Origin of the sequence: Streptomyces sp. NPDC059740 (genome assembly GCF_042733155.1) — a bacterium.
GTDB lineage: Bacteria > Actinomycetota > Actinomycetes > Streptomycetales > Streptomycetaceae > Streptomyces.
On record NZ_JBHWGP010000055.1, the window covers coordinates 1 to 22,041 of the forward strand.

A 22,041-nucleotide genomic window follows, 5' to 3' on the forward strand; every position below is an offset into this window, starting at 1 on the left:
CAGCGTCGCCCACGTCCTGCACTGGTCCCGCTGGCGGCGACGACGCCAGCACCAGGCTCGGACCAGCCACTACAAGAGACGAGGCCACAGCCCAAAAACTGAAGCCTCGCCACGGCAAGCACCGTTGCAGTACTAGTCCGGGACGCCCGAAGGCGTTACATCCGCATCCCGCCGACCCCCACACCCCGATCATCGGCGCTTTCCGGCCAGGGCCACCCGTCGGGAAGAGCCGCACCTCAGTGTCTCCCGAGCCTGCGGACCACGGTCCCGACGGCCCTCACACACCACTCACCCGCTCCCACTCATCGCATCGAACCCGTCCGGAGGCCTCCACGATCCCGCCGGCTCTACGCAGCGGGTCCGGCTCGGCGCCGGAGGGCGAGATGATGCCAAGGCCACGAGCAGGAGTTCCGCAGTGCATGACGACAGATGTCGCGCCGGTTCGCCTGCCGGCTACTCCCAGCGCGTACAGCTGGTAGGGGATGGCCACCTCGTCGGTGGCCGGTCGGATGTGCCGGTGCGGGTGAAGCCGGTTTGGGCCAGGACGCGCGTCCGGGGGCGTGGTTGTCGGGTGGTGCACGGCTTCCAGCCGGTCGAGACCGGCGGTGGCGAAGGGACGGAGACGACACGTGGTGGGCAGCTTCGGCCGGGTAGCCGCCATTGCCCAGGTGTCCTCGCGGAGGATATAGGTGATGACGGCCATGGTCGGTGTTCGTCGCCGCAGGGCGATCAGGCCAATCAGGCCGGCTCTCCGCCCAGCATGCTTCAGCTCCACTCCACACGGCTTTTCGGCGGCTCAGGCGAGTGCTGTGCGATCTTGTCGAGGGTGAGAGGCTTGCCGATGGTGTGCCGGATGGAGGCGCCGCTGTAGACGCGGGTAGCGCGGCGTCATCGGGTCAACAGGTCATGCGGAATCACCATGCGCCCTCCTGCCGTCCTCGCCCGACCACCCCCAGGAAAGCCAGCACAGCCAGCACACGGCGGTTGGCGTCGGCGGTGGGCGAGAGGTTGAGTTTGGCGAAGATGTTGGAGGTGTGCTTGACCACCGCCCGCTCGGTGACCACCAGCCGCTGCGCAATGGCCGCGTTGGACCGCCCCTCTGCCATGAGGCTCAACACCTCCCGTTCCCGGGGTGTGAGGGTGTGAGCCGGGTCAGTTTCCCGTCCCGGGCCTCTTCGCCGACGAAAAGTTTCGCCACGACGTGCCGATCCAGGGCGGTGCCGCCGGCCGCGACCTGCCGCACGGCGGCCACGAACTGCTCCGGATCGAAGACCCTGTCCTTCAGGAGGTAACCGATGCCACCGGAGCCGTCGGCAAGCAACTCCCTGGCGTAAAGCTGCTCGACGTACTGGGACAGGACGAGCACCGGCAGTCCCGGCGCCTGCCGCCTGGCTTCCAGAGCAGCCTGCAGGCCTTCGTCCGTGAAGGTGGGCGGCAGCCGGACGTCGACCACGGCAACGTCCGGCCGCTCGCGCACGAGCGCACGCAGGAGTTCGGGTCCGTTGTTCACCGCCGCGACGATTTCGCAGTCGTACGCCTCCAGCAGGCGCACCAGTCCGTCCCGCAGCAGGAAAAAGTCCTCGGCTACGACAACGCGCACGGAATCTCCATGGCCAGACTGGTCGGTCCACCCACCGGGCTGGTGAGAGCCAGTACACCGTCGAAGGCGGCCAGCCTCCGCTCGATGCCACGCAGTCCGGACCCACGCGAGACGTCGGCCCCGCCACGGCCGTCATCGCCGACGCGAGCACGCAGACGACCTCCTTCGTACCAGAGATCGACCTGGACGTGTCGGGCGTCGGCGTGCTTGGTGGCGTTGGTGAGCCCCTCGGCCACCGCGAAGTACATCGCCGACTCCACCGGTGCCTCGGGGCGCCCTGGCACGTCCGCCTTGACGGTCACCCGCAGCGTGCTGTCCATCGCCAGTGCGCGCACCGCATCGACGAGACCACGGTCGGCGAGCACCGGAGGGTGAATGCCGCGGATGAGCGCCCGCATCTCCTCCAGCGCCGTCGCGGACGCCTTGCGGGTGTCGGCGAGGATGGTGGCGACCGCCTCCGGGTCCTTGGCCAGCAACTGCTCTGCCACCCCGAGGTTCAGGCCGAGCGCTACCAGCCGCGCCTGTGCGCCGTCGTGCAGGTCGCGTTCGATGCGCCGCAGTTCAGCGGCCGAGGAGTTCACGGCCTCGGCACGCGTGTCGGTGAGGTGGCGCACCCGGAGCGAGGCCCTGGTGGGCGCCAGCATCGTGCGAGCCAGGGACGCATGGGTCCGCAGCGCCCACGGAGCGCAGGCGACACCGACGATCAGGGTCGGCACACCCAGAGCGACGGCGTGCCAGGCTGACTGAGCATCGGTCACCCGGATCCACCAGTACCAGTTGTTGCCGCCGATGGAGTTGAGAGCCTCCCAGACCTTAGGCATCGCCAGCCCCATTACGCCGAACAGAACAAGCAGGAAGGGCAGCAAGGTGAGAACGATTCCGATCACGGGGTTGACGAGCGCCCACAGCAGATCCCGCCAGGTAGCCGGGTCGGCGAGCACCGCACAGGTCCGCTGCCACCAACCCCGCAGTCCCGGCGCCGGAGGGGGTTCGGGCCGGTAGGGCGCAGCGATCTCGACACCGGACCACTCCCCGGCCAGCCTGCGGGTCGTGCCGACCGCCCCCGCAGCAACGCCGCCGCCGGCGGTACGAGGAGGATGCCGAGGCCCACGCCGATGAGGGACATGGACGTCACCAGCAGGCAGAAGCAGAACGACTCCACCATCGAGAGTCCGGCGAGTGGCAGACCTCGCACCATGGACCGGATCCGTGTTCCCCACATGGTCGTTCTCCCCCCTGAGGCGTCACGGCGAAGGACGCTTCGCCGGCGTTGTGTAAGAGATTCTGTCGGTGATGGGCCTACGGGTCAGGAGATCCAGGTCGCCGGCCAGTGGGTGTAGCCACCTCCACCCCAGGCGCCACTCAGGGCCCTCCACGAGAAACTCGAATGCCCGGACCATTGGCCACTGCGCATGACGGGGGGCTTGCCCGCCCCGGTCCGGGGCCCGTCCAGGTGTCCGGAGACCCGGACGTGAGCTGCATCGCGCGGACTTCGACGGTGACGGCGGTCTGTCAACTCCACGCAGCGCTGGGGAGACGACTTCTCTGGCTCCGCCTCACGCATCAGAAGAGCGGCTTGCCGCCCAGGGATCGCCGTCCGCATCTACCGTGGTCGGCCGGTCCCGGTCGGCTCGGCCTTGTGCAGTGCTGAGGCCCACGGCTCTGTCCCATGGGCGTCAGCATGTGCAGCGTCAGCCCTCCAGCATGACTTGGAGATCGTGCAGCGTCAGCTCGTGCGTGCCGCGTTCCGCTGCGCTGCTCTGCGTCCAGGCAGGGAGCGCCGGGTGTACGTGCTCGTACGGGACGCCGGCAGGTGCGGACCTCCGTCGTTGCGGGCGATCTGGGTCAAATGGGTGGCCAGAGCCTTCGGGGGCTGCCGCCGCTGTAGCCGAGGTGGTAACCGTCAGGTCGCTACTGGGGCAGACACGACAGGAGCCCGTTGCCGGTCCTGCTCAGGAACAGGCCGCAGCGGGTGATTGGCTACGCCCCAGCTCAGCGTCTATGCACGCCGAGCGCTCTCGAACTGCCGGGGAGGGCCTGCGGGCGGAGCTTTGGCGTCGCCTCGGAGGCGAGTGGGGGACAGCGATGGGCCGTGGGTGGAACGCCGTAGACCGAGCGGAAGGCACGGGAGAGGGTGGCGTGGTCCTTGAAGCCCCAGCGGCTCGCGATGTTGTAGACGGGGGCGGCTTCCAGGCCGGGGCGGCTCAGATCGAGCCTGGCGCGCTCCAGGCGCTGGTGGCGGATCCACGCGGACACAGGCACCTCACGTTCCCGGAAGAGGCGGTGCAGGTAGCTGACCGAGATGTGATGAGCGGAGGCGATGGTCCGGGGTGTCAGCTGTGGGCCGGGAAGTTGTTGGCTGATGAACGCCCCTCGATGCGCATCAGGAGGCTGCGCTGAAGCGAGTTCTCCGACACGGCGGTGTCGGCGTCAAGATGGTGCGCGAGCAGGGCGGTGAGCAGGTCCGTCGTGACGGTTCCGAGCCTGGCGCGGTCCGCCGGCCCGTAGGCCGTGGAGTCGGTGGCCATGTCGGTGAGACACCGGGTGAGCAGAGCCCCGATGCCGGCCCGCCCGGGGAGCGGCCTGGCCAGGAGCCGAGTGACTCCCCGGGCGGGTAAGTCGATCACCGACCAAGGAAGATGTGCACACAACGGGGGCGTCGTCGTGCCCTGGGGGCGAGGCGGAGGCGGAAAGGGCTCGAACTGTCGCACAGGGCAGGGCCACCGGAGTTCAGACCGCGTCGCGTTCGTCCTGCCGGACGGCGAGTTCCCTTCAGGGGCAGGATGACCGAGCACGTATCCGGATCGCTGAGCCGTACGAGCTTCGACGTGCGCACCGCCTCGGACGGTGAGGCCGTGAGTTCCACCACGTCCACGGCGGCCGGTTCCGCGGCGCGCAGCCTCGCCCGGAAGCGTTAATTGCTCGCCGAACACCAACCGCAGGACGGGCTCCGGCTGCCGTCCTGACTCCCGGGGGTCGCTTCACGCACCGGCGAGACGGTCGAAGTGCCCCTGCAACTGCTCCGGTTGCATGCCGGCGGCGAGCAGGGCGTGCAGCAGGAGGCGCGCCTTGACGGCGTCCAGCTGCCCGGCGGAGAGCAGGCCGCGCGAGAGCAGGTCGTACTCGGAGCCGGGGCCTCGGTAGGTGGTGGACAGCAAGGGGCCCGCGCCGGTACGGGAGGCGAGGACCACCGGCATCCGGGTCGCGACCCCGGCCAGCGGTTCGACGAGCCAGGTCGGAACGTGACCGGCTCCGAACGCGGCGACGACGAGACCGTCGAAGCGGTCGTCGACCGCGTCGAGCAGCTCACCCGAGTCGCCGAGTGTGAGCGTCAGAAGTGCCACCCGCGCGGACCTGGTCGGGCGCAGCGGGGACTCGACCACTGGCCCCGGCGGGCGCAGCAGCAGGCGTGGGCGGCCCTCGACCACCCTGCCCAGTGGGCCGGCTCCCGGGGAGCAGAAGGGGACGAGAGCGGTGGTGTGGGCCTTGCGCACGTGCCGGGCGGCGTGGATCTCGTCGCCGAACACCGTGACGGCGCCGAGTCCGTGGCAGGCCGGATCCACGGCGACTGCCAGCGCCGCGGCGAGGTTGGCGGGGCCGTCCGGGCCTGCGGCGTCCGGGCGGCGCATGGCGCCCGTGAGCACGACGGGCGCGCCGGGCGCACACATCAGGTCGAGCAGGAAGGCCGTCTCCTCCAGTGTGTCGGTGCCCTGCACCACGACGACTCCCGCCCCGGCTGAACGAGCGGCGTCCACGTCGGCGGCCAGACTGGCCACATCAGCGAAGGTGAGCGACGAGCTGGGGACGCGGCGGACGTCGTGAACCTCGATGTCGACCTCGTCGCTGAGGCCGGCGCCGGCCAGGACCTCGGTGCCGCTGAGCCGGCCCGCGCCACCTCCGGCAGCGGAGATCGTGCCGCCCAGTGTGAAGACCTTCACCATCGCCGCCATACGCGCACCTCGCCTCAGCCGTCTGGTAGGTGGCTGAGAGTAGCCGTCGGAGCTGGAGCACCTGGCGGCGCGCCCTGAGGTGCACGGCCCGGCACTGCCCGGACTGCGGCGCAGGAAACGCTGATCGCCGCCTGACCTCACGTCCGGGATGCCGGAGCAGGCCGCAGGGGCCGGTCCTCGTCCCGGGAGGCTCCCCGGTTCGGCGTTGCGGGCGTGTCTCTGACGTGGCCCTGCTGCCGACCGGGGTCCGCCGCGGGAGTCCTGGCATGGCGCGGGCAGACCTTTCGGCCGGCCGGCTACGGGCAAGCTTCTGCAGCGCAAGGCGAACGCCGGCCTGCGGTATGGACAGCTCAGCACCGAGCCGCACCGCTGACGACGTTGTGCCGGGCTCGAAAGCGCCCTCCGCAGTACGTCGTGCGACGACGCCCCAGGCCACCTGGGAAGTGGGGGGAAGTCGGTGCGGTGGTGCCGGAGGTCGCTGCGGGGTGGCCCCAGGCCGGGTGGCCTGGCCGCGGGCGCCCAGCGGAACGGTCGGAGGGATCGCGGCCCGCTGATGTACCCGGGAGCGCGGCCTCAGTACCATGAGCCGAACGGTTTTCGGCGGGGGGCGGGGCAATGGGCGATGGTGGCGGGCTGCCCCACAGACCATGGGCACGGACGGTGTGGCGCGTGCTGTGCGCCCTGCTGGGCCTGGCCGCGGTGCTCCTGCCGTACCCGGCCTCGGCCGCCGTGTCCCCGGTGGGCTCCCCGCTCTCGGTGAGGCTGGCTGCGGAACTCCGGCGTGACCCGGTGTACGTGACGGACCAGCTGCCGCGCAGCATCCCGCGTTCGACCGCGCCTCGCTTCGCCGCGGCGGCGCGCACCACCGGGGTCCCCACCTATGTGCTGGTGCTGCCGACGTCGTCGGACGAGGGCGGGCTCCTCGCCACTGTCCACGACCGGCTCGGCCGCGACGGTCTCTACGTGCTCGTCGACAACTACGGGGTGCAGGATGCCCGGGCGTTCGGCGTCGACGCCCCGGCCGACGACGCGCGGGCTGTGGCGCTGTACTCGCTGCCCTACGACGCCGGCGCGCTGCGGGCCTTCCAGGTCTTCGCCGGCGCGGTGGCGGAGGGTTCGGAGCGGGCCGCCCACCGGGCCGACGCCCTGCGCGAGGCCTCCGGGCACAGCGAACGCCCGGACGCCTACATCGACTCCACCGACCGGGAGAACCAGTCCTTCACCACGGGGCTGGCGCTCACCGGGCTGCCGCTCCTCGTCCTGCTCGTCAGCCCCTACGTCCGCCGCCAGCGCCACCGGGCCCGCCTCTGGGCGCCCGCGTCCGCCCTCCCGGGGCCTCGGAAGGGCGGACGCGGGCCGAAGAAGCGAACGCGCCGAGACGGTGGCGGTCGACCCGCGGCGGTGCGGGCGGGGCGTGGCGTCCACCCCGTGGAGTGGGCGGTGGCCGGAGTGCTGGCGCTCGCGGTGCTGGGGACCGCGCTCCTCGTCTTCGACCAGCGGTACGACGGGGTCCCCGTCTCCCCCACCCACGCGGACCTCACCCACCGCGTCGCACGGGTCGCAGCCGGCCTGCGCCACGACCCGGTCTACCTGGACCCCGAGTCGCAGACACCGCTGGACGCCGCACAGCTCTCCACGCTCCGCTCGCACATGCGGGGCGCGGCTCCGGGGCCCCTCTACGTCGTCCTCGTCCCGAGCCTGCCGGACGACGAGTCCGCCGGCGACGCAGGGGCGTTCACCACGGCCCTGCACCGCCGGCTGGGGAAGGACGCGGTCTTCGTCGTCGCCGACCCCGTGCACGGCGCGATTTCGGTGGCCGACCACGGGTTGCCGCTCGACGACACCCGGCTCTCCCTGGGCCTCCCCGAGTCGGTGACCAACGGACCCTCCGACGACACCGCTGCCCGCTCCCTCCCCGGTCGCCTCGTCCAGGCCATCGACTTCGTGAGGAAAGCACCCCGGTTGAAGCACGCGGAGCCGGACACCACGACCAGGCCCGAACCGCTGCGGGACACCCGGCTGCCGAAGCTGCTCTCCGGAGACTTCTGGCCGGGCCTGTGCATGGGCGCGGTACTGGCCGCGCTGCTGCTCGGGCTGGTGGCGAGCGTCCTGGGGATCGCCGGGCTGGTGGAGCGGCGGCGCGCCCCGAAAGCCGGGGGCGTGCCCCCCACCGCTCCCTCGGAGCCGTCACCGGCCTGGCTGCGGCACACCGCTCGGCAGGAACTCGCAGCTCTGGGAGCCGTGTTCGAGGCGGGTAAGTGGAAGGCACCGGCGATCCGGGAGCGGGTCTGGGACCTGCTGGACGCGGCACTCCTGCTGGCCGGTCCCGACGCCGGGGGTCGTCCGGCCGGCAAGACCTCCCCCGGCGACCTCGCGGCCGTGGTGGTGCTGAGCCGGGCGGGCCTCGCGGCGGCCGAGGGCGAGGCGCGAAACGCAGTGTGCGGTGTCAACCCGCTCCACGGTACGGCCGTGGGCCAGCGTCGCGTGGTGCGCTCTCCGGACGGCCGGCCGGTGCGCACGCGGCTGTGTGCGGGATGCGCCGAGCGGGCCCGCCGCTCTCCCGGCAGCGCGGCCGCCGAGTGGCTGACCCTGCCCGCGGCCCACGGCCGGCTCCCCCACGACGAACTCGACGGCGTGCTGCCGTCCGTCCGTGACGGGCTTTCCGTCCTCGTCCGCACCATCAGGGAGCGCCACAGTGTCCGTTGAGCGATTCCACCGGCCGGCCGCGGTACTCGCGTTCGCCGTCCTCGCGCTGTGGGGGTGGGCGCTCGTCGCTCCCGCCGCGCACGCCGACCCGGTCGCGAGCCCCGGCACCCGGATCGCGGACGCCTTGCGGAAGTCGCCGGTCTACGTCGACGCCGCCTACGCGGGCGCGGTTCCGGCGCCGCGCCGCGCCGAGCTGGTGCGGCGGGTCGAGCGGAGCGGCCTGCCGATCAAGGTGGTGCTCACCCCGCTCGTCAAGGGCGACGCCTTCGACGGGGACAGCGCAACGCTGGCCGACGTGGTCCACGACCGGCTGGGGCAGCGGGACCTCATCGTCATCACGATGGCCTCCTTCGACGACGGGCTGGCCGGACGCGAGTGGCCGGACGACCGCCACCAGGCACAGGAGGCGGTCGGCGCCGTCTACTTCCTGGACTCGATGAAGAACGCCGGGCTGGCGGCCCGGGTGGACAAGGCGATCGACCTCGTCGCCGCGGGCGACGGGCGGAAGGTCTACCAGGAGGCGACCGCGGACCTCTCGGCCTCGCCGTCGGCCCCGCACACGGCCGCTCCTCGCGGCGGGGGCGGCGTTCCGTGGCTGGTGCTCGCGGCGGCGGTGGCCGCGGTGGTCCTCGCGGCATCGGCTTCGTGGCTGGTGGTGCGGCGGCGCCGCACGGCACGGACCGCGCCGTTCGCATTCCCGAAGGCGGTGTTCGCCGCGGCCCGTGAGGCGGACGAGGCCCAGGTGCGGCGCGAGGCCGAGAGCGAGGTGCTCGCGCTCGGCGAGGCGCTGGACGGCGCCGAGATAGCGAAGGCCGGCGAGGAGGCGGTGCGGCTCGCCCTCGACGCCTACGCCGCCGCCGGCACGGTGCTGGACGGCGCGCGCGATCTGCCGGACCTCGCGGGGGTGCTGACGCTGGTGGCCGCTGGCCGCGACGCCCTGGAAGGGCGGGCGGGGGCCCTCCCCCTCTGCTTCTTCGACCCACTGCACGGGCGCTCCCAGCAGCGCCTGTCCTGGCGCCCGTTGGGACGTCAGCAGTCCCTCGACGTCGCGGCGTGCGCCCGGTGCGTGCGGGAGGTACGCGCCCGCCGCACTCCCGAGGTACTCACCGCGCAGCTGCCGGACGGGAGCAGTGTGCCGTACTTCGAGGTGCCTGCCGAGCAGAGCCTGTGGGCGGCCACCGGCTACGGGTCCCTGGTGGACGGCGTCGCTGAGGTGGCCCGGCGGGTGGTCCGAGGGGACTTCACCCGGCAGCGTGCCGGGTGAGCCTGTGGACGGCCCGGTACGGCCACCGGGCCCAGTGGGACGGCCCGTGGACGCCTTCACCGATCAATGGATCACCGGGCGGGCCGGTGCCGGCGTCGGCCCCGGCGATCTGGCGCATGGCCCACGCCGCACGCGTCCGGCCCACGGACGTACCGGTGACCGGTGGTTGTCGCGCCGGCATACCCAGAAAGCTCAGGTCGGTGAACCCGATCGCCTACATACCTGACACAACGATGCACCGGCGGCCCGGCCATCGGGACGCAGCAGGACGGTCACCCGGCGTCCGGGCAGCCGCCCCGATGAAGGTGACTGCGCGCCGCCGAGACCGGGGCCGCGGATGTGGGGCCCGAGTTCGGCGGTGAGCTCGACACGGTGACTCGACACGGTCCGCGATGGCGGGAGGTCACCTCGTCGAATGTCGCGAACGCGCTCCACCTACCTGACCGCGCCCCTGCGCGACATGAGCTTCCCGAAGGGACCTCGGGTGTGTGGTGTGCGGCCGGCCGCCGACTGCGGGAGCCGTCGATGCCGCGGACTGTGCGTCCGAGCGCTGGGGCTGGTCGGCTTGAGGGGGGTTGGGTTCACTGCAGTTCTCTGCGGACGAGGACGCGGCACCAGGTGGCCGTCATCTCCTGTTGCATTTCCAGGCTGGGTGCGGGCGCCTTGAGCGTCGGGAGGTGCATGGACGCCGCGTCCGGGAGGGGGGAAGTCCTCCCGTGCCAGGCCGAGGGTGAGGTGCGGCCAGTATTCCGCTTCGCCGATGTCGAGGGCCTCCGTGATGTGCAGCGGTGAGTTCGGGGGTGTTCTCCACGCCGAGCCGGACCTGCTCCCGCTTCTGTACGAGGTTTTCGCGGTAGTGGTAATCGGGGGCCTTCCGCGGCTCCCAGCTACCGTGCCGCACCTCACCGGTGGGGCCGATCGTGGGCGTGGGCCAGGGCCGGCCGCTCAGCAGGGCCGCCGCCTCAGCCAGCCGCGGCGTGTCGGCGTCGTGCAGGAAGCCCAGTGTGACGTGCAGGTGCGCGCGCTGCTGCGGCTCCACGCCTTGGCGCTGCTCCTGCTGGAGGGCGACGAGGGCGTCGGCGAGTGCGCCGGGGATGGAGAGGCTGAAGAAGATGTTGACGGCCGCGTCCGTTGGCATGGTGCCCGCTCCTGGTGAGGTGTGTCGCTGCTTGCATCGTCAGCACCGCCCTCCCGTTACCGCACCGGGCAGGCCCGGTATCGAGACGGTCGTACGGGCTTCCGGCCGGCGCCCCGCCTGAAGGTGGGACGCCGGCCGGCAACGGGCCGCTGTGACGCCTGCCGGCATGTGGTGCAGGTGGCGATCCGCCCTGTGCGTCAGCGGTCGTCGTGGAGTTCCTGGTGCATCTGGGGCTGATCGTCCTGGTCGTGGGTGAGGGCGTACTTCTCGATCTCGTTGAAGGCCTTGGAGGCGACGCCGATGGGCTCGTCGTAGGGGTTGGTACCGACGGTCTTCCGGGCGGCCTCGCCGAACAGGCCGCCGCCCAGGCCGCTGACGACCTTGTGGCCTTCGGCCAGGGGCCTGCCGGCGAGGTCGAGGGGGCTCTTGGGCACGCCGGCCATGTCGGCGTACTTGTCGGTCAGCCCGACCCTCGTCAGAGCGATGTAGGTGTCGCTGACGCCGGGTCCCAGCAGCTCACGGTAGAACTTGACGGCCTGCGCGGTCATGAACAGGCCGTCGTCGGACCTCTGCCACTCCTTGTCCCGCTCGGCGTTCCACAGTCGCTCGACCTCCTCGGCGTCCTTGGGCAGCTGCCACTTCTCCGGTGTGCCGAGGTAGTGGTTGACGTAGTGCCAGGCGCAGATGAAGCCGTGCGCGTCCTCGCGCGAGACGTGGATGCCCAGGTGCCCCATGGCCTGCAGGATCTGCGTGCTGAAGACGCAGGCCGCACCGGTGGTGTACTTCATGGAGACCGGCTCGCCCCACCTGGCGTAGTCCCACTCGCCGCTCTTCTTGTGCAGTTGCCGCACCGAGGCGTGTACCAGGCGGACCTTGGTGACGTTGGCCTTGAGGGTGCCGTCGCGCAGGGCGTCGCGCTTGCCCATGTCGATGAAGAGCCGGGAGGACTGCGAGAGCCGGCGCCCCGGGCCCTTGACCCCGCCCAGGCGGCCTGTGGAGCGCAGGGTGAACGCGCCGGTGGGTGAGAGGTAGGTGCCGATCAGTCCGACGGTGCCCTGGAGCATGGAGGCCGTGCCGTGGTGGTGGTTGAAGAAGCCCTCAGCGGCCTTGACGTCCGCCTCGCTCCAGCCCGGCGGATCGGCCTCGGCACTGGTCAGGAACTCGGCGAGCCGTGGGGGGAGCTTGCTGAGGTCCTGGCCCGGCTTGAGGGTGCCGATGGTGCGGAAGAGGGCGTTGACCCCGTCGATCTCCCGGTTGTCGATCAGGTCTGAGACCAGGGCGTCGGCAGGCGGATCACCGGCCTTGCTTGCCTTCTCCGACTCCGCGGCGATGTACTGGGCAGTCAGGGTCAAGACGCTCTCCCTCTTGTGGTGGGTGGTTGTAGCTGGTCAGAGGTGGGTGGGCCGGGCACCGCACCGGTGCCGCGCGGAGGCCCCTCACCCGACGCGGACAGTCGGCAGCGGGACGGGCTGCCCCGGCCGGCCGGAGTGGGGTGGAGGGCTCCTGTGCTCGGGGCCTGGTCCGGCACGGTGACACCGGCCTTGCAGAAGTCCTCCACGGCTGCGGCTGTGCTGTGCAGGACGCCCCGGCGAGGAGTCAGGCCCACGCGGGCGCGGGGCCCGGGTCTGGTGGCGTCCGATGCAGCAGCCCGCTCGATGTGCGGCAACGGCCTCGCGCGGCTGAGGCACCGCCTGCCGCCACGGCAGCTCTCCCTCCCGGGGCGTTGCAGCGAAGCCGGCAGTGGCGGGGGCGGTCGGCGGCGGCCGCCGTGAAGCAGTTGCCGTGGGACTGAACGTCCAGGCGCGGGCCTTGCCCAAGAAACCGCCTCTCAGCGAAAACGGGATGCAACGGGTGCGGTTCCTTGAATAGCAGCCCCTGAGCAGGCAAAACGTTTCGCCGAACGGCGAGTTCACTCATCAGGACGGCCCCGGGGTACAGCTGGTTCGGCTCAGACCGGCAGCGGGCAGTGCGGTGCAGCGGCCGTCGCCGACCGGGTAGGACCGGAGCGTCGTCGCCAAGCCGCTGCCCAGCGTGCAGAGGTCCCCGTCCTGCTGACGCCAGCCGCTGCCTGCCGGTGGCCTGCGCGTCCCGCCCGACGGACAGGGATGCTCACGGGAGGTAGGGCGCAGCCAGGGCGCGGTGACGTGGCGACAGCATCGTCAGCCCCGGCGGCTCTCAGGGTCTCTCGCCGGCGTCCGCGTCGACGGCAGGAGCCGGCACTGTGCGCCCGCGCCGGTCGGTGCGTGTCCGCGGTGCCGGGCGCACACAATGCTGGCCCGTCGTGCCTCCCCCGTCGCCCCCCGTCGTGACGGGCTCGCTGGGTCGTCGTGGACGCGAGCTGCGACGCACGATGGGCCGGCCGGGAGGTCGTCGGCAGACGCCACCTTCGTGTCCCCCACCGCCGGCGGCTGATCGCGGGGCGGGTAGGGCGATCGGTGACCGCCTTCCGGCGGCCCGCCGTGCTCGACCCTGCCCGCCCCGTAGACAAACCCACACCGCCGAAGGCGGCACGGGCGCCGCCTGGCGCAGCGGAGGCGCTCAGGTACCACGCACCCGCCGCACGACACCGGGCTCCAGCAGGCGGCACGCGGATCCGTCCTGCGGCATGCCGGTTGCAGGCATGCCGCAGGAGGCCGACGCCGGCCTCGGCAGCGCCCCATGCTGCGGTGAGCTGTGCCCCACCAGTGCCCCCGCGATCGGGGTGGTTGTGTCGCGGCTCAGGAAGCTGTCCGCAGGCGCATGTCGTGGGGGCCGGCCTCGGCCGTGTTGAGGCAGGAGTGGTCCCCGGGTGCGTGAGCGAGTTCGAGTCCCAGGCAGGTGCCCAGGGCGAGTTGACCGTAGTAGTTGGGGTGCAGGGATTCCTGGCTCTGGCCCTGACCGGCTCCGGAGGTCACGAAGCGGACCCATTCGCTGGTGCTGCCCGAAGGCCGGGTCCCGGGGCCGGCATGGACGGTGGTCTTGGAGCAGACCTCCCGGCCTTCGAAGGCTCGGGACAGGTCCAGGAACTCGGCGCCGCCTGTGTGGGCGGCGGCGGCCAGGGTGGTGCTGATTGCTGGGACGAGTTCGTCGTGGGCCCAGGTGAGATCCTTGTCGAAGAAGGGGCAACCGCCCTCGGTCATGCGGTTGTACTTCTCTCCGGGGTAGCGCACCCGCGCGCCGTCCGGCAGGGGCGAGGGGTAGGACTGGAGGATCAGGCGGTAGCTGCCCTTCGGGTGGCCTGCCCGGGTCATGGCGGTGGTGACGTCGGCCAGCGTCTTGACGGCAGCGGTGCGCATCGCGGGCAGTCGGTCCTTGACCTGCGGCCCCATGGCCGGAGCGCAGGGGGTGGCTCCGATCGGCGTGAGGAAGTTCTTGGCGCAGGTGGTGATGACGTTCTCGAAGCCGAGGTCGTTGCCGCCGACGGAGACGACGACCGCCCGCACGGGATGCCCGGTCACAGCCTCCTGCAGTTGCTGAGCCTGGGAGGGTTCGCTCTTGAAGGGACTCCCGCCGTGTTCCGGCAGCAGAATCGCAGTGGAGGTGGCGCCGGAACAGGCGAGGTTGAGACGCTGGTTGTGGAGGGGCGCGGTGTTGACCTCGGCGCTGTCGGAGCGGTTGCAGCGGTCGTCGAAGGACGTGCCGTACACCCGGTGCGGATCGGTCTTCGTCGTGTCGGGGGAATAGGCCCGGTCGGTGTGCGAGTAGCCGTCTGCGCTGTCGTTGCTGTTGCCTGCCCAGCGGCCCGCCTCGCCGGAGATGAAGCTGTCACCCAGCGACACCACCCACGGCGTTTCCGCGGCCGTGCCCTGGGTGTGCGCGGAACTGGTGGGTGTGCTGCCTGCCAGGCACAGGGCAGCCCCCGCAGCGGTGGTCAGGACAGCCAGACCCCGCCGGTGCCAAAAAGGATTCATGACTCATGAATCCATATAAGGGAGGAAAAGTTACCCTTGTGGCGCCGGTGTACCACCAACGAGTGCAGTGGCCCCACCGGTCCCGCCAGACCGCCTCCGCAGGAAGGCCCAGTCCGGGCGGGGGCAGGTGGGGAGGGTGTCTGCGCTCAGGAGTGGTCCGGCCTCGGCCGAGCGTCGCTACTGGGCCCCGGTTCCCTGGTCCTGGGACGAGGTGGCGCGGGTGGCGATCAGGGTGCCGCCGGCGGCAGGCTCCTGCGGAACGGGGAGCGTCTTCTCCGCCGCTGCACAGCACCTGCACCTTGCCTGTGCCGGCCGAGGTCACCACACCGGTCGTGCTCAGGGACTCCTCGATGTGTCCGCTGCCGTGCGGCGCAGCCGTCACGGGACCACCCGTGACGGCTGCAGCCGGCCTTGTCCGCGTACGACAGGTGCGCAGATCCGGCGAGCGTGTACGTGCCGGCAGTCAGGGAGAGGGCGTCCACCTGCTTCGGCGTGGTGCGGATGGATCTGACCACGGCGGTCTTGTGCACCTCACCCCGGTGCAGCGGACTCGGCAGCCGCCGGCTGCTGGAGGCTCGGCCCCGGCCCACACCGTTCCAAAGACCGCTGCGGTTGCACCGGCCGTCCGGACAGCACTCGACTGCTTCGTCATGCGCATCGGATGACACTCCCCCTCCGTGATCTTCCTGTGCAGAGAGCGTCGAGGTAGCTGCTGCGGCTTGCGACCGCGAGCCGGAGACAGAGTTCGCAGGCGACCGTCACGCGCATACCGGGAAACCTTCACCATCGGTCACCGCCTGTTCAACCCGTCGGGGTGCGGTTCGTGGCGAGCGATGAGCCGGGCAGCCCGGGAGCAGCGCTTGCAAGCCAGATGTGGACGCTGTGGAGGCCTCTGCGGCGCAGTCACCGCGGGTCCGGGCGGGTGGCTACCGGCGGTCCGGTCAGGTGTTTCCGGAAGCACCTGATCCGACGGGCAGTGGGTGCCCGGGGTGAGGGCGCCACCGGTGACGGCGGTCCCGTGTCGAGCCCGGAACCTGCTCACCGTCCGTGACCGTCGTGCGGGATGCAGCGTTGCCGTGCCGGCTGGTGGGCGGCCCTCGGCGCTGCCGGTCGCCCGGACTCCCGGCTGGGTAGGGGTCTTGGCCCCACCCGGCTCCCCACTCTCCTGTTGCTGCGTCGGGTCGGCTGCGCGAACACGCTTGGTGAGCGGTTGTCGCTTTTGGTAGCGGATGGCGGGTGCCGGCAGCCGCATCCTTGGCCACGGGCGGGTGTTCCCAGTCGATCGGCACGGCGAGTCAACCGGAACGGCCACGGGTGCCGAGCCGGGTGGTGCCCGGGCGGCCGGGGCCTGTGCCGGGGGTGGGTGGCCCGATACGCACCATGCTGTTTGTTGGGAGGTCGGGGCTCTGCCAAGCTCCACCCGCTCGATGGGACTCTCAGCGCAGGGCATCGCACTCGTGGACCGGGAGTTTGGTTGATGGACCGCCACTTACCCGCACCTCATGCAGACCTTGCCGGCGATGCCTCCGGCGCCACGCAGTCGGACGGGGACGACGCCGCGCAGCCCGTGCAGGATGCACACGGTGACCGAGCCGCAGGCAAGGCGCCCCTCTTCTGGGACCACAAGGTCGACGGCGTCGTCATGGACTCCTGATCACTCCCCCACGGGGCGAGGCGGGTACGGGAGGGCCGGTGGTGCAGACACAGGACTCGGCGGCCGTCGGGAGCATGGTGCGCAGGGTATTGCCGCTGGGCATTCCCCTCGCGGTCGGGTTCATCGCCCAACTCGCGATCTCCTTCGTGGACGCGGCGCTCGTCGCCCGCCTGGGCGCGCGGGAGCTGGCCGGGGTGACGCTCGGCCTGAGCCTGTTCAGTCTGGTGATGCTGTTCGGGCTGGGTGTGGTCACTGCCGTCACGCCGAGAGTGGCGGTCGCCCACCAGGCCGGGGAGCCGGTGGCCTTGCGCGGCTGGTACACGCAGGGCAACTGGCTGGCACTCGGGGTCGGGCTTCTCGGCGTGTGCGTACTCCTGAACACCCGCCACCTGTTGGAGCTGATCGGGCAGAACCCTCATCTGGCTTCCGTCGCCCAGGAGTACAACTGTGCCGCCGCCCCCGGCCTTCCCCTCTTCCTCCTCTACGTCAACGCACGTTGCCTGCTCACGGGGGTCGGCAAGCCCAAGCCCGCGACCTGGGCCATGCTCGTCGCGGTCCCTGTCGACCTGGTCCTGGGTTATGCGCTGATCTTCGGTGCGGGGGCGTTGCCCCGACTGGGCGTGGCAGGAGCCGGAATGGCGGGCGCCGCGGTCAGGCTCCTGGTGCTGGTCCTGGTGACGGCGCAGATCCGGTACGGCCGGGGCTTCCGGCAGTTGCGCCTGAGGGCTGAGCCGGCCGGGCCCCGGCTCGTCGCGCAGCGCGAACTCCTCGGCGCGGGAGCCTGGATCGGCGTACGGATCGTCCTGGGCGAGGCGTTCGTCCCGGTGCTGGCCTTCTTCGTGGCACCCTACGGTGTCGCCGCGACCGCGGCACACACGGTGGGGCTGCGCCTGGAGTCGCTGATCACGGTCTTCGCGCTCGGGTTGTCCAGTGCGGCGACGACTGTGGCCGCCTGGGCCCGCGAGGACAGCAACTGGCGTGCGCTGAGCGACCTGCGCTCCGCTCTGCTGCGTATCGGCACGGTGTACGCGGTCGGTCTCAGCGCCCTGGTCGCCGTGGGGTACGGCTTCGTCGTACAGACGCTGTTCGGGGTCAAGGATCCGGAGAGCGTAGTAGCCGCCCATCAACTGCTGCCCTACGTGGTGGCGTTCATTCTCGTCGACACCCTGGTCACGTTGCCGATGGGCTACCTGGTCGGCCTCTCGGACACCCGGGTGCCGGCCCTCGTGGTGGCCGCCGGCTACTGGGTCCTGGGCCTTGGCCTCGGGACCACCCTGGCCCGATTCACCGGGCTCGGCTTCCGGGGGCTGTGGCTCGGCGTCATCCTCGGGGCGGCCGCGGTGGCGCTGTTCTGCTTCGCGCGGCTGGCCCGGCACATCACAGCAATCAGAGACACGGCGACGGAGGCGGCACCATGATGCGGCAGGAACGACAGGCGACGGACCGGCAGGGTCGCCAAGACCTCACCCGGGGCCTGTGGCACCCCGGGCCCGGCGACGCACAGGTACGCGATGTCGAGGCCGAGGCCACGACGAACGACGACATCGCTGCGTACATCCGCAGAAACCACCGCACCGTGCCGGAGTCCCTCCAGACGCAGCTGCGGATGCGCCGCAAATGGGAGCACGGCAAACAGCGTCTTCGGGACCGCTGCCGGCTGGCCCCGGAGGACCGTGAGGCCTGGCAGCTGGAGCGGGTCAGGACACTGGTGGACACGGCGTACGCGACCGTGCCTTTCTACCGGGCCCTGTACGAGTCCGTCGGATTTGAGCCGGGGGGCATCGTCACCTGGGACGACTTCCGGCAGCTTCCCGTCGTCAACAAGAAGATGATGGTGGATGCCGAAGTCGGCCCCGAACTGGTCCGCAGTGCCGGGAGGAGAACCGTCCACTCGTCCCGCACCTCGGGATCCAGCGGTCTCAACCTGACGATCTACCAGGACAACGCAAGCATCGACCACCGGTCCCTGCTGCACCTCAGGCACTGCGAGGTTGGCCTGCGCAGCCCGTTGGAGCCGGACGACTGGCGCTACGGCGTGTACTTCACCGCCGACCGGTTCACCTCGCTGGTCGGCGCCTACCCGTTCGTGACCGTCTCGCAGGACTGCCCGGTGCCCTTGCTGGTCCGGCATGTGGCGGAGATCCACCCCCGGCTCATGGCCGCCTTCCCCAGCTACCTGCAACGGCTCGCGGACGAGCAGGTCGCCCTGGACGCACTGGGCGTGGAGGTGGTGTACACCAACTCGGAGCGCAGCAGCCGCGAAGAGCGCGTGAAGTACTCGGAGATCTTCCGCGTGCCGGTGCTGGACGAGTACTCGTCGGAGGAGATGTCGCTCCTGGCCCACGAATGTCCCGAGCGGCAGTACCACATCGTGGAGGACAGTGCGTATCTCGAGGTGGCAGAGCCTGACCAGCAGGGGTTCGGCCGGATGCTGGGGACCTCGCTGGGCAACTTCTTCATGCCGTTCATCAGGTACGACCAGGGCGACATCGTGCGTCTCGGGCAGGCGGACGAAGCCTGCGGCTGCGGTTCGCGGTTCCGGGTGATCGAGGCGTTCAGGGGACGGGAGGACGAGTTCCTCCGTGACGGGCCGGACCGGATCGTCCCGTCGGATGCCGTCCTCGGCCTGTGCGACCGCACGCTGGTCCTCGCCGAGTCCAACGTCCGCCAGTACCAGATCGTACAGAGCTCACCGGACCGGATCGAGTTGCGCATGCAGTTGTCCGACCCGGTGGCACGCGATACCCACAACCCGGTCGTGGCGGAGTTCGTGCGGGAGTTGCCGGCTCTCTTCAGCCGGGTGAGGGTCGCCGTCGACCTCGTGTACGTCGACGACTTCGACCAGTTCGACACCTTCGCCTCCGGCAAACGACGCCTGATCTACGTCACCGGTGACTGGGCAGGCCAGGTGGGCCGGACGACTCACGAGTGAATTCCGTCCACGACCGACATCACGGGGGAACTTGTGCTCGACAACGACGGCGTCAAGACGCTGACGGACTACGAACAGCAGGGCTTCTCGACTTCGGCGAACCTGGCGGACGGCCACGCCTACCAGTCGCTCACTCCGGGGCAGCAGCAGATCGTGGCCGGCCTCGAGGGGTTCTGGAAACAGGCCGAGGCGCAGTCGATCCCGGAATCCGAGTGGCTCTACCGAGAGCGGTACGCCCAGCTGATCGGCTCCTCGGGACTGCAGGCCGCGGCCGGGCACTTCATCCTGCCCACCGCCTCGAACTCCATCGACCTCGTCGCCGCCTATCTGCGGAGCACCGGCGGGCGGACGTTGCTGATCCATCCGACCTTCGACAACCTCGCCCTGATCCTGCGGCGGCGCGGAGTGCGTCCGCTCCCCGTCGAGGAGTCCCCGCTGGCGACCGGAGACCTTCCGCGCCCGCTGCTGCACTCCGCTGACGCGCTGTTCCTGGTGAACCCGAACAATCCCACCGGCCTCGATCTCTCGGCCGACGTCTTCGAGGCCCTGGTCCGCGCCTGCACGGAGCACCGGGTCACGCTGGTGATCGATGCCAGCTTCCGGCTGTTCTACCCGCAGACCTGGGACATGTACCGGGTCCTTCAGGACCATGGCGCCTCGTACATCGTCTTCGAGGACACCGGGAAGGTCTTTCCCACTCAGGACATGAAGGCGAGCCTGCTCGCCTGCTCCGCCGATCACCGCGACACCCTGCGCCAGATCTACAACGAGACATACCTGTGCGTCTCCAAGTTCACGCTGCTGGTTCTGGGCGTGTTCTTCGAGGAGGCCCGGGCCACCGGTCTCGCGGCCGGGGTCCACGCCTTCGTCGCCGAGCGGCGAGCGCGTACCCGCGAGGCCCTGGGAGCAGATCTCATCGCTCCCGATGCCCGGCAGAGCAGGATCAGCGTCGAGTGGCTGTCGACAGCGGGGTTGGGGCTGGACGACCGTACGGTCACTGCCCGGCTCCGGGAGCGGGGTGTGGGGGTGCTGCCCGGACGCGGCTTCTTCTGGCACGATCCGGCCGACGCCCGCAGCACGCGCAACATCCGGGTGAGCCTGATGAAGCCCTACGAGGAATGGCACCGGGGCATCGAGATCATGGCGGACTTCTTCACCGGGCGGGACACCGGATGAGTCGTCAGCCCGGGGTCATGCCGCGGGTTGCGCTCGCAGTGCCGCCCACAGTTCCTGCGGCGCGAGGAGTTCTCCTGGGCCTTGAACCGGGTCGAGTACGCAGGCGGTGATCCCCTCTCGGGCGCCGGCAGCGAGTTCCCGGACAGCGGCTTGCCCGAGGTGCGCGCCGTCCATCGCCGGGAGTGCCAGGTCCACCACCTCGTGTGCGGACAGTGCCCCGGCGGGGAACAGGCCCCCGCCGGCGGCGCCTCCTGCGGCCACCACCACGAGCAGTCGTGGCCCCGGTGCGTCGAGGAGCCGACGCCCGGCGGCGATGGCCTCGGCCCGGGACGCCGCGCTGTCCGACGGGATGAACCGGGCAGTGACCTGCGGCGATGGCTCGCGCGCGGCGAGGTCCAGCAGCTCCAGGGTGTACAGCGCGGACAGGGACACCGGGCCGGCGATGCCGAGGCGCTTTTCGGTCCGGGGCTCGTGCCAGCAGCACACGAGGTGGACCCGGGCCGGCCGGGAGGGAGGGAACCGGACGTCGAAGGCGCCGGCTGCCTGGGACACCCGGGCGGCCGGGGAGATGTGCCGGAGCTGATCGGCCACCCATGCGAGGGCCTCGGCGGGCGGCCGGGCGCTAGACGACGGCATTGCGGTTGCCTCCCGAAAGATGGCTCCGGATGTTCCCCAGCACCTCGTGCAGGTTCTCCTTGCGGGCCCGGTCCGTGTACCAGGCGATGCCGGGGGTGAGCAGCGTGTTCGGCACCTTGGCGAACTCAGGCACGAGGTGTGCGGGTGGGTCGTCCAGTGCGACACCGCCGAGCCCGCCCGCCCGGTGCAGGTGCAGCAGGGCGTCGGTGTCGATGACGGAGTGCCGCGAGACGCTGAGGACGACGGCTCCGGGACGCAGGAGGGTGACGAGGTCCGCCGACAGCAGTCCGGTGGTCTCGGGCCGCGCCGGTACCTGGACGGACAGCACGTCGCAGCGGCGGACCAGCTCTTCGAGGCTTACCGTCTCGATGCCGGGGACCGGCTTGCCGCTGCCGTTGGTACCGATCACCCGCATGCCGAGCTGCGCGGCCCGTGCGGCGACCGCCCGTCCGATGTGGCCGGTGCCCAGCAGCCCCAGCACGAGTCCACGGGGTTCGCGCCCCAGGTAGGGGACGTAGCGGTGCTGCACTCCGGCGCCGGCCGCGGCATGGGCGGGCAACAGCCGGCGCAGCAGGGTCGCCGCGCAGCTCATGAGGTGGTCCGCGACGGAGTCGATCGAGTATCGGGGGCAGTGCGAGACGCTGATGCCCAGCTCACGGGCGGCCGTCAGGTCCACCTGGTCCGTGGCGGACAGCACGGTGGCGACATGGCCGAGGCCCTCGGCCCTGCACAGGATCTCGCGCGTGAGGCGGGTCCATTCGACGACAGCGACATCCGTGCCGACGAGACGTCGTGTCGCCTCTTCCGGGCCGGGCCGGTCGTAGTACACCTGGACGGAGCCGAGTCGGGCCAGCGCGGTGAGGAAACCGGCGGTGATGTAGGTGGGTTCGTCGAGGTAGACGATGCGCGGCGCGGTGCGACGGGCGGACGCTGTCATGTCGGGAGATCCTCGCCGCTCCCCCGGGCCCTCCGCAAGGTGCCCTCTCGGCCAGGCGGTTCCTGAGCGGTTTCCCGGACAACGGGGTCGACCTGGCTGTATCCGCCGGGCTTTGGTGGTGTGTTGGCCCGTGACGCCCAGTTCTTTGACGGACAGTG

The 22,041-nt window shown here is 71.0% G+C and carries 17 protein-coding genes and 1 pseudogene; 8 read left to right on the forward strand and 10 right to left on the reverse strand.

The genetic code is table 11. The features are described from left to right. Nucleotides 1-914: 914 nt before the first annotated feature. The 4 genes and pseudogenes from ACFV3R_RS32200 to ACFV3R_RS32215 all read right to left on the reverse strand — a co-directional run bounded on the left by ACFV3R_RS32200 (nt 915) and on the right by ACFV3R_RS32215 (nt 4,227). A pseudogene (locus tag ACFV3R_RS32200) lies at nt 915-1,600 on the reverse strand (LuxR C-terminal-related transcriptional regulator). Then, complete coding sequence (locus ACFV3R_RS32205; protein WP_385590523.1) at nt 1,585-2,820, reverse strand: sensor domain-containing protein; 1,236 nt, start codon at nt 2,818-2,820, stop codon at nt 1,585-1,587. Before ACFV3R_RS32205 ends, ACFV3R_RS32200 begins: the two are co-directional and overlap by 16 nt. Before the next feature lie 772 nt (nt 2,821-3,592). Beyond that, nucleotides 3,593-3,862: a helix-turn-helix domain-containing protein gene (locus tag ACFV3R_RS32210; protein WP_385590525.1), complete on the reverse strand. Its 270-nt coding sequence runs from the start codon at nt 3,860-3,862 to the stop codon at nt 3,593-3,595. Between the two features lie 71 nt (nt 3,863-3,933). After that, the gene (locus ACFV3R_RS32215; protein WP_385590527.1) at nt 3,934-4,227 is read right to left on the reverse strand and encodes a hypothetical protein; all 294 of its coding nucleotides are present in this window, start codon (nt 4,225-4,227) and stop codon (nt 3,934-3,936) included. A gap of 156 nt (nt 4,228-4,383) precedes the next feature. On the opposite strand from ACFV3R_RS32215, the gene ACFV3R_RS32220 reads away from it, so the two are divergent. Next, nucleotides 4,384-4,518, forward strand: a complete 135-nt coding sequence (locus ACFV3R_RS32220; RefSeq protein WP_385590529.1) for a hypothetical protein — start codon at nt 4,384-4,386, stop codon at nt 4,516-4,518. 63 nt (nt 4,519-4,581) lie between these two features. Here ACFV3R_RS32220 and ACFV3R_RS32225 read toward each other — a convergent pair whose 3' ends face one another. After that, nucleotides 4,582-5,550 carry an asparaginase gene (locus ACFV3R_RS32225; protein ID WP_385590531.1) on the reverse strand — a complete coding sequence of 323 codons (969 nt, stop codon included), beginning with the start codon at nt 5,548-5,550 and terminating at the stop codon, nt 4,582-4,584. A 669-nt stretch (nt 5,551-6,219) separates the two neighbouring features. Between ACFV3R_RS32225 and ACFV3R_RS32230 the strand changes: the two genes are divergently transcribed. Together ACFV3R_RS32230 and ACFV3R_RS32235 are read left to right on the forward strand one after the other, a co-directional pair. After that, nucleotides 6,220-8,256, forward strand: a complete 2,037-nt coding sequence (locus ACFV3R_RS32230; protein ID WP_385590533.1) for a hypothetical protein — start codon at nt 6,220-6,222, stop codon at nt 8,254-8,256. Continuing rightward, on the forward strand, nt 8,246-9,520 hold the full coding sequence (locus ACFV3R_RS32235) for a hypothetical protein (RefSeq protein ID WP_385590535.1): 1,275 nt from the start codon (nt 8,246-8,248) through the stop codon (nt 9,518-9,520). Before ACFV3R_RS32230 ends, ACFV3R_RS32235 begins: the two co-directional genes overlap by 11 nt. Nucleotides 9,521-10,145: 625 nt before the next feature. Here the strand turns inward: ACFV3R_RS32235 and ACFV3R_RS32240 are convergent. Then, complete coding sequence (locus ACFV3R_RS32240) at nt 10,146-10,559, reverse strand: hypothetical protein (protein WP_385590563.1); 414 nt, start codon at nt 10,557-10,559, stop codon at nt 10,146-10,148. Here ACFV3R_RS32240 and ACFV3R_RS32245 point away from each other — a divergent pair. Next, a complete protein-coding gene (locus ACFV3R_RS32245; RefSeq protein ID WP_385590565.1) occupies nt 10,509-10,676 on the forward strand; it encodes a hypothetical protein in 168 nt (55 codons plus the stop codon). The two genes, ACFV3R_RS32240 and ACFV3R_RS32245, sit on opposite strands and share 51 nt — an antisense overlap. Before the next feature lie 179 nt (nt 10,677-10,855). Here the strand turns inward: ACFV3R_RS32245 and ACFV3R_RS32250 are convergent, their stop codons facing one another. Continuing rightward, nucleotides 10,856-12,010, reverse strand: a complete 1,155-nt coding sequence (locus ACFV3R_RS32250) for an oxygenase MpaB family protein (RefSeq protein ID WP_385590537.1) — start codon at nt 12,008-12,010, stop codon at nt 10,856-10,858. Nucleotides 12,011-13,375: 1,365 nt separating this feature from the next. After that, nucleotides 13,376-14,548: a hypothetical protein gene (locus tag ACFV3R_RS32255; RefSeq protein WP_385590539.1), complete on the reverse strand. Its 1,173-nt coding sequence runs from the start codon at nt 14,546-14,548 to the stop codon at nt 13,376-13,378. Between the two features lie 1,477 nt (nt 14,549-16,025). Between ACFV3R_RS32255 and ACFV3R_RS32260 the strand changes: the two genes are divergently transcribed. From ACFV3R_RS32260 to ACFV3R_RS32275, 4 genes are read left to right on the forward strand one after another with little or no spacing between them, the layout of a single operon-like run. After that, nucleotides 16,026-16,202 carry a hypothetical protein gene (locus ACFV3R_RS32260; RefSeq protein ID WP_385590541.1) on the forward strand — a complete coding sequence of 59 codons (177 nt, stop codon included), beginning with the start codon at nt 16,026-16,028 and terminating at the stop codon, nt 16,200-16,202. Nucleotides 16,203-16,240: 38 nt separating this feature from the next. Next, nucleotides 16,241-17,620 (forward strand): MATE family efflux transporter, encoded by a 1,380-nt coding sequence (locus tag ACFV3R_RS32265; RefSeq protein WP_385590543.1) that lies wholly within the window; start codon nt 16,241-16,243, stop codon nt 17,618-17,620. Continuing rightward, on the forward strand, nt 17,617-19,134 hold the full coding sequence (locus ACFV3R_RS32270) for a phenylacetate--CoA ligase family protein (RefSeq protein WP_385590545.1): 1,518 nt from the start codon (nt 17,617-17,619) through the stop codon (nt 19,132-19,134). The genes ACFV3R_RS32265 and ACFV3R_RS32270 overlap by 4 nt, the downstream gene beginning before the upstream one ends. A gap of 33 nt (nt 19,135-19,167) precedes the next feature. Continuing rightward, nucleotides 19,168-20,310 carry a pyridoxal phosphate-dependent aminotransferase gene (locus tag ACFV3R_RS32275; RefSeq protein ID WP_385590547.1) on the forward strand — a complete coding sequence of 381 codons (1,143 nt, stop codon included), beginning with the start codon at nt 19,168-19,170 and terminating at the stop codon, nt 20,308-20,310. 15 nt (nt 20,311-20,325) lie between these two features. Here the strand turns inward: ACFV3R_RS32275 and ACFV3R_RS32280 are convergent, their stop codons facing one another. After that, complete coding sequence (locus ACFV3R_RS32280; protein WP_385590549.1) at nt 20,326-20,946, reverse strand: hypothetical protein; 621 nt, start codon at nt 20,944-20,946, stop codon at nt 20,326-20,328. Beyond that, on the reverse strand, nt 20,933-21,883 hold the full coding sequence (locus ACFV3R_RS32285) for an NAD(P)-dependent oxidoreductase (RefSeq protein WP_385590551.1): 951 nt from the start codon (nt 21,881-21,883) through the stop codon (nt 20,933-20,935). The genes ACFV3R_RS32280 and ACFV3R_RS32285 overlap by 14 nt, the downstream gene beginning before the upstream one ends. Nucleotides 21,884-22,041 lie beyond the last annotated feature (158 nt).

What these genes read in the sequence shown, in the direction of transcription:
- ACFV3R_RS32220 (WP_385590529.1), top strand. Translation starts at nt 4,384, where the DNA reads ATGACCGAGCACGTATCCGGATCGCTGAGCCGTACGAGCTTCGACGTG.
- ACFV3R_RS32225 (WP_385590531.1), bottom strand. Translation starts at nt 5,550, where the DNA reads ATGGCGGCGATGGTGAAGGTCTTCACACTGGGCGGCACGATCTCCGCT.
- ACFV3R_RS32255 (WP_385590539.1), bottom strand. Translation starts at nt 14,548, where the DNA reads ATGAATCCTTTTTGGCACCGGCGGGGTCTGGCTGTCCTGACCACCGCT.
- ACFV3R_RS32260 (WP_385590541.1), top strand. Translation starts at nt 16,026, where the DNA reads ATGGACCGCCACTTACCCGCACCTCATGCAGACCTTGCCGGCGATGCC.
- ACFV3R_RS32270 (WP_385590545.1), top strand. Translation starts at nt 17,617, where the DNA reads ATGATGCGGCAGGAACGACAGGCGACGGACCGGCAGGGTCGCCAAGAC.
- ACFV3R_RS32280 (WP_385590549.1), bottom strand. Translation starts at nt 20,946, where the DNA reads ATGCCGTCGTCTAGCGCCCGGCCGCCCGCCGAGGCCCTCGCATGGGTG.
- ACFV3R_RS32285 (WP_385590551.1), bottom strand. Translation starts at nt 21,883, where the DNA reads ATGACAGCGTCCGCCCGTCGCACCGCGCCGCGCATCGTCTACCTCGAC.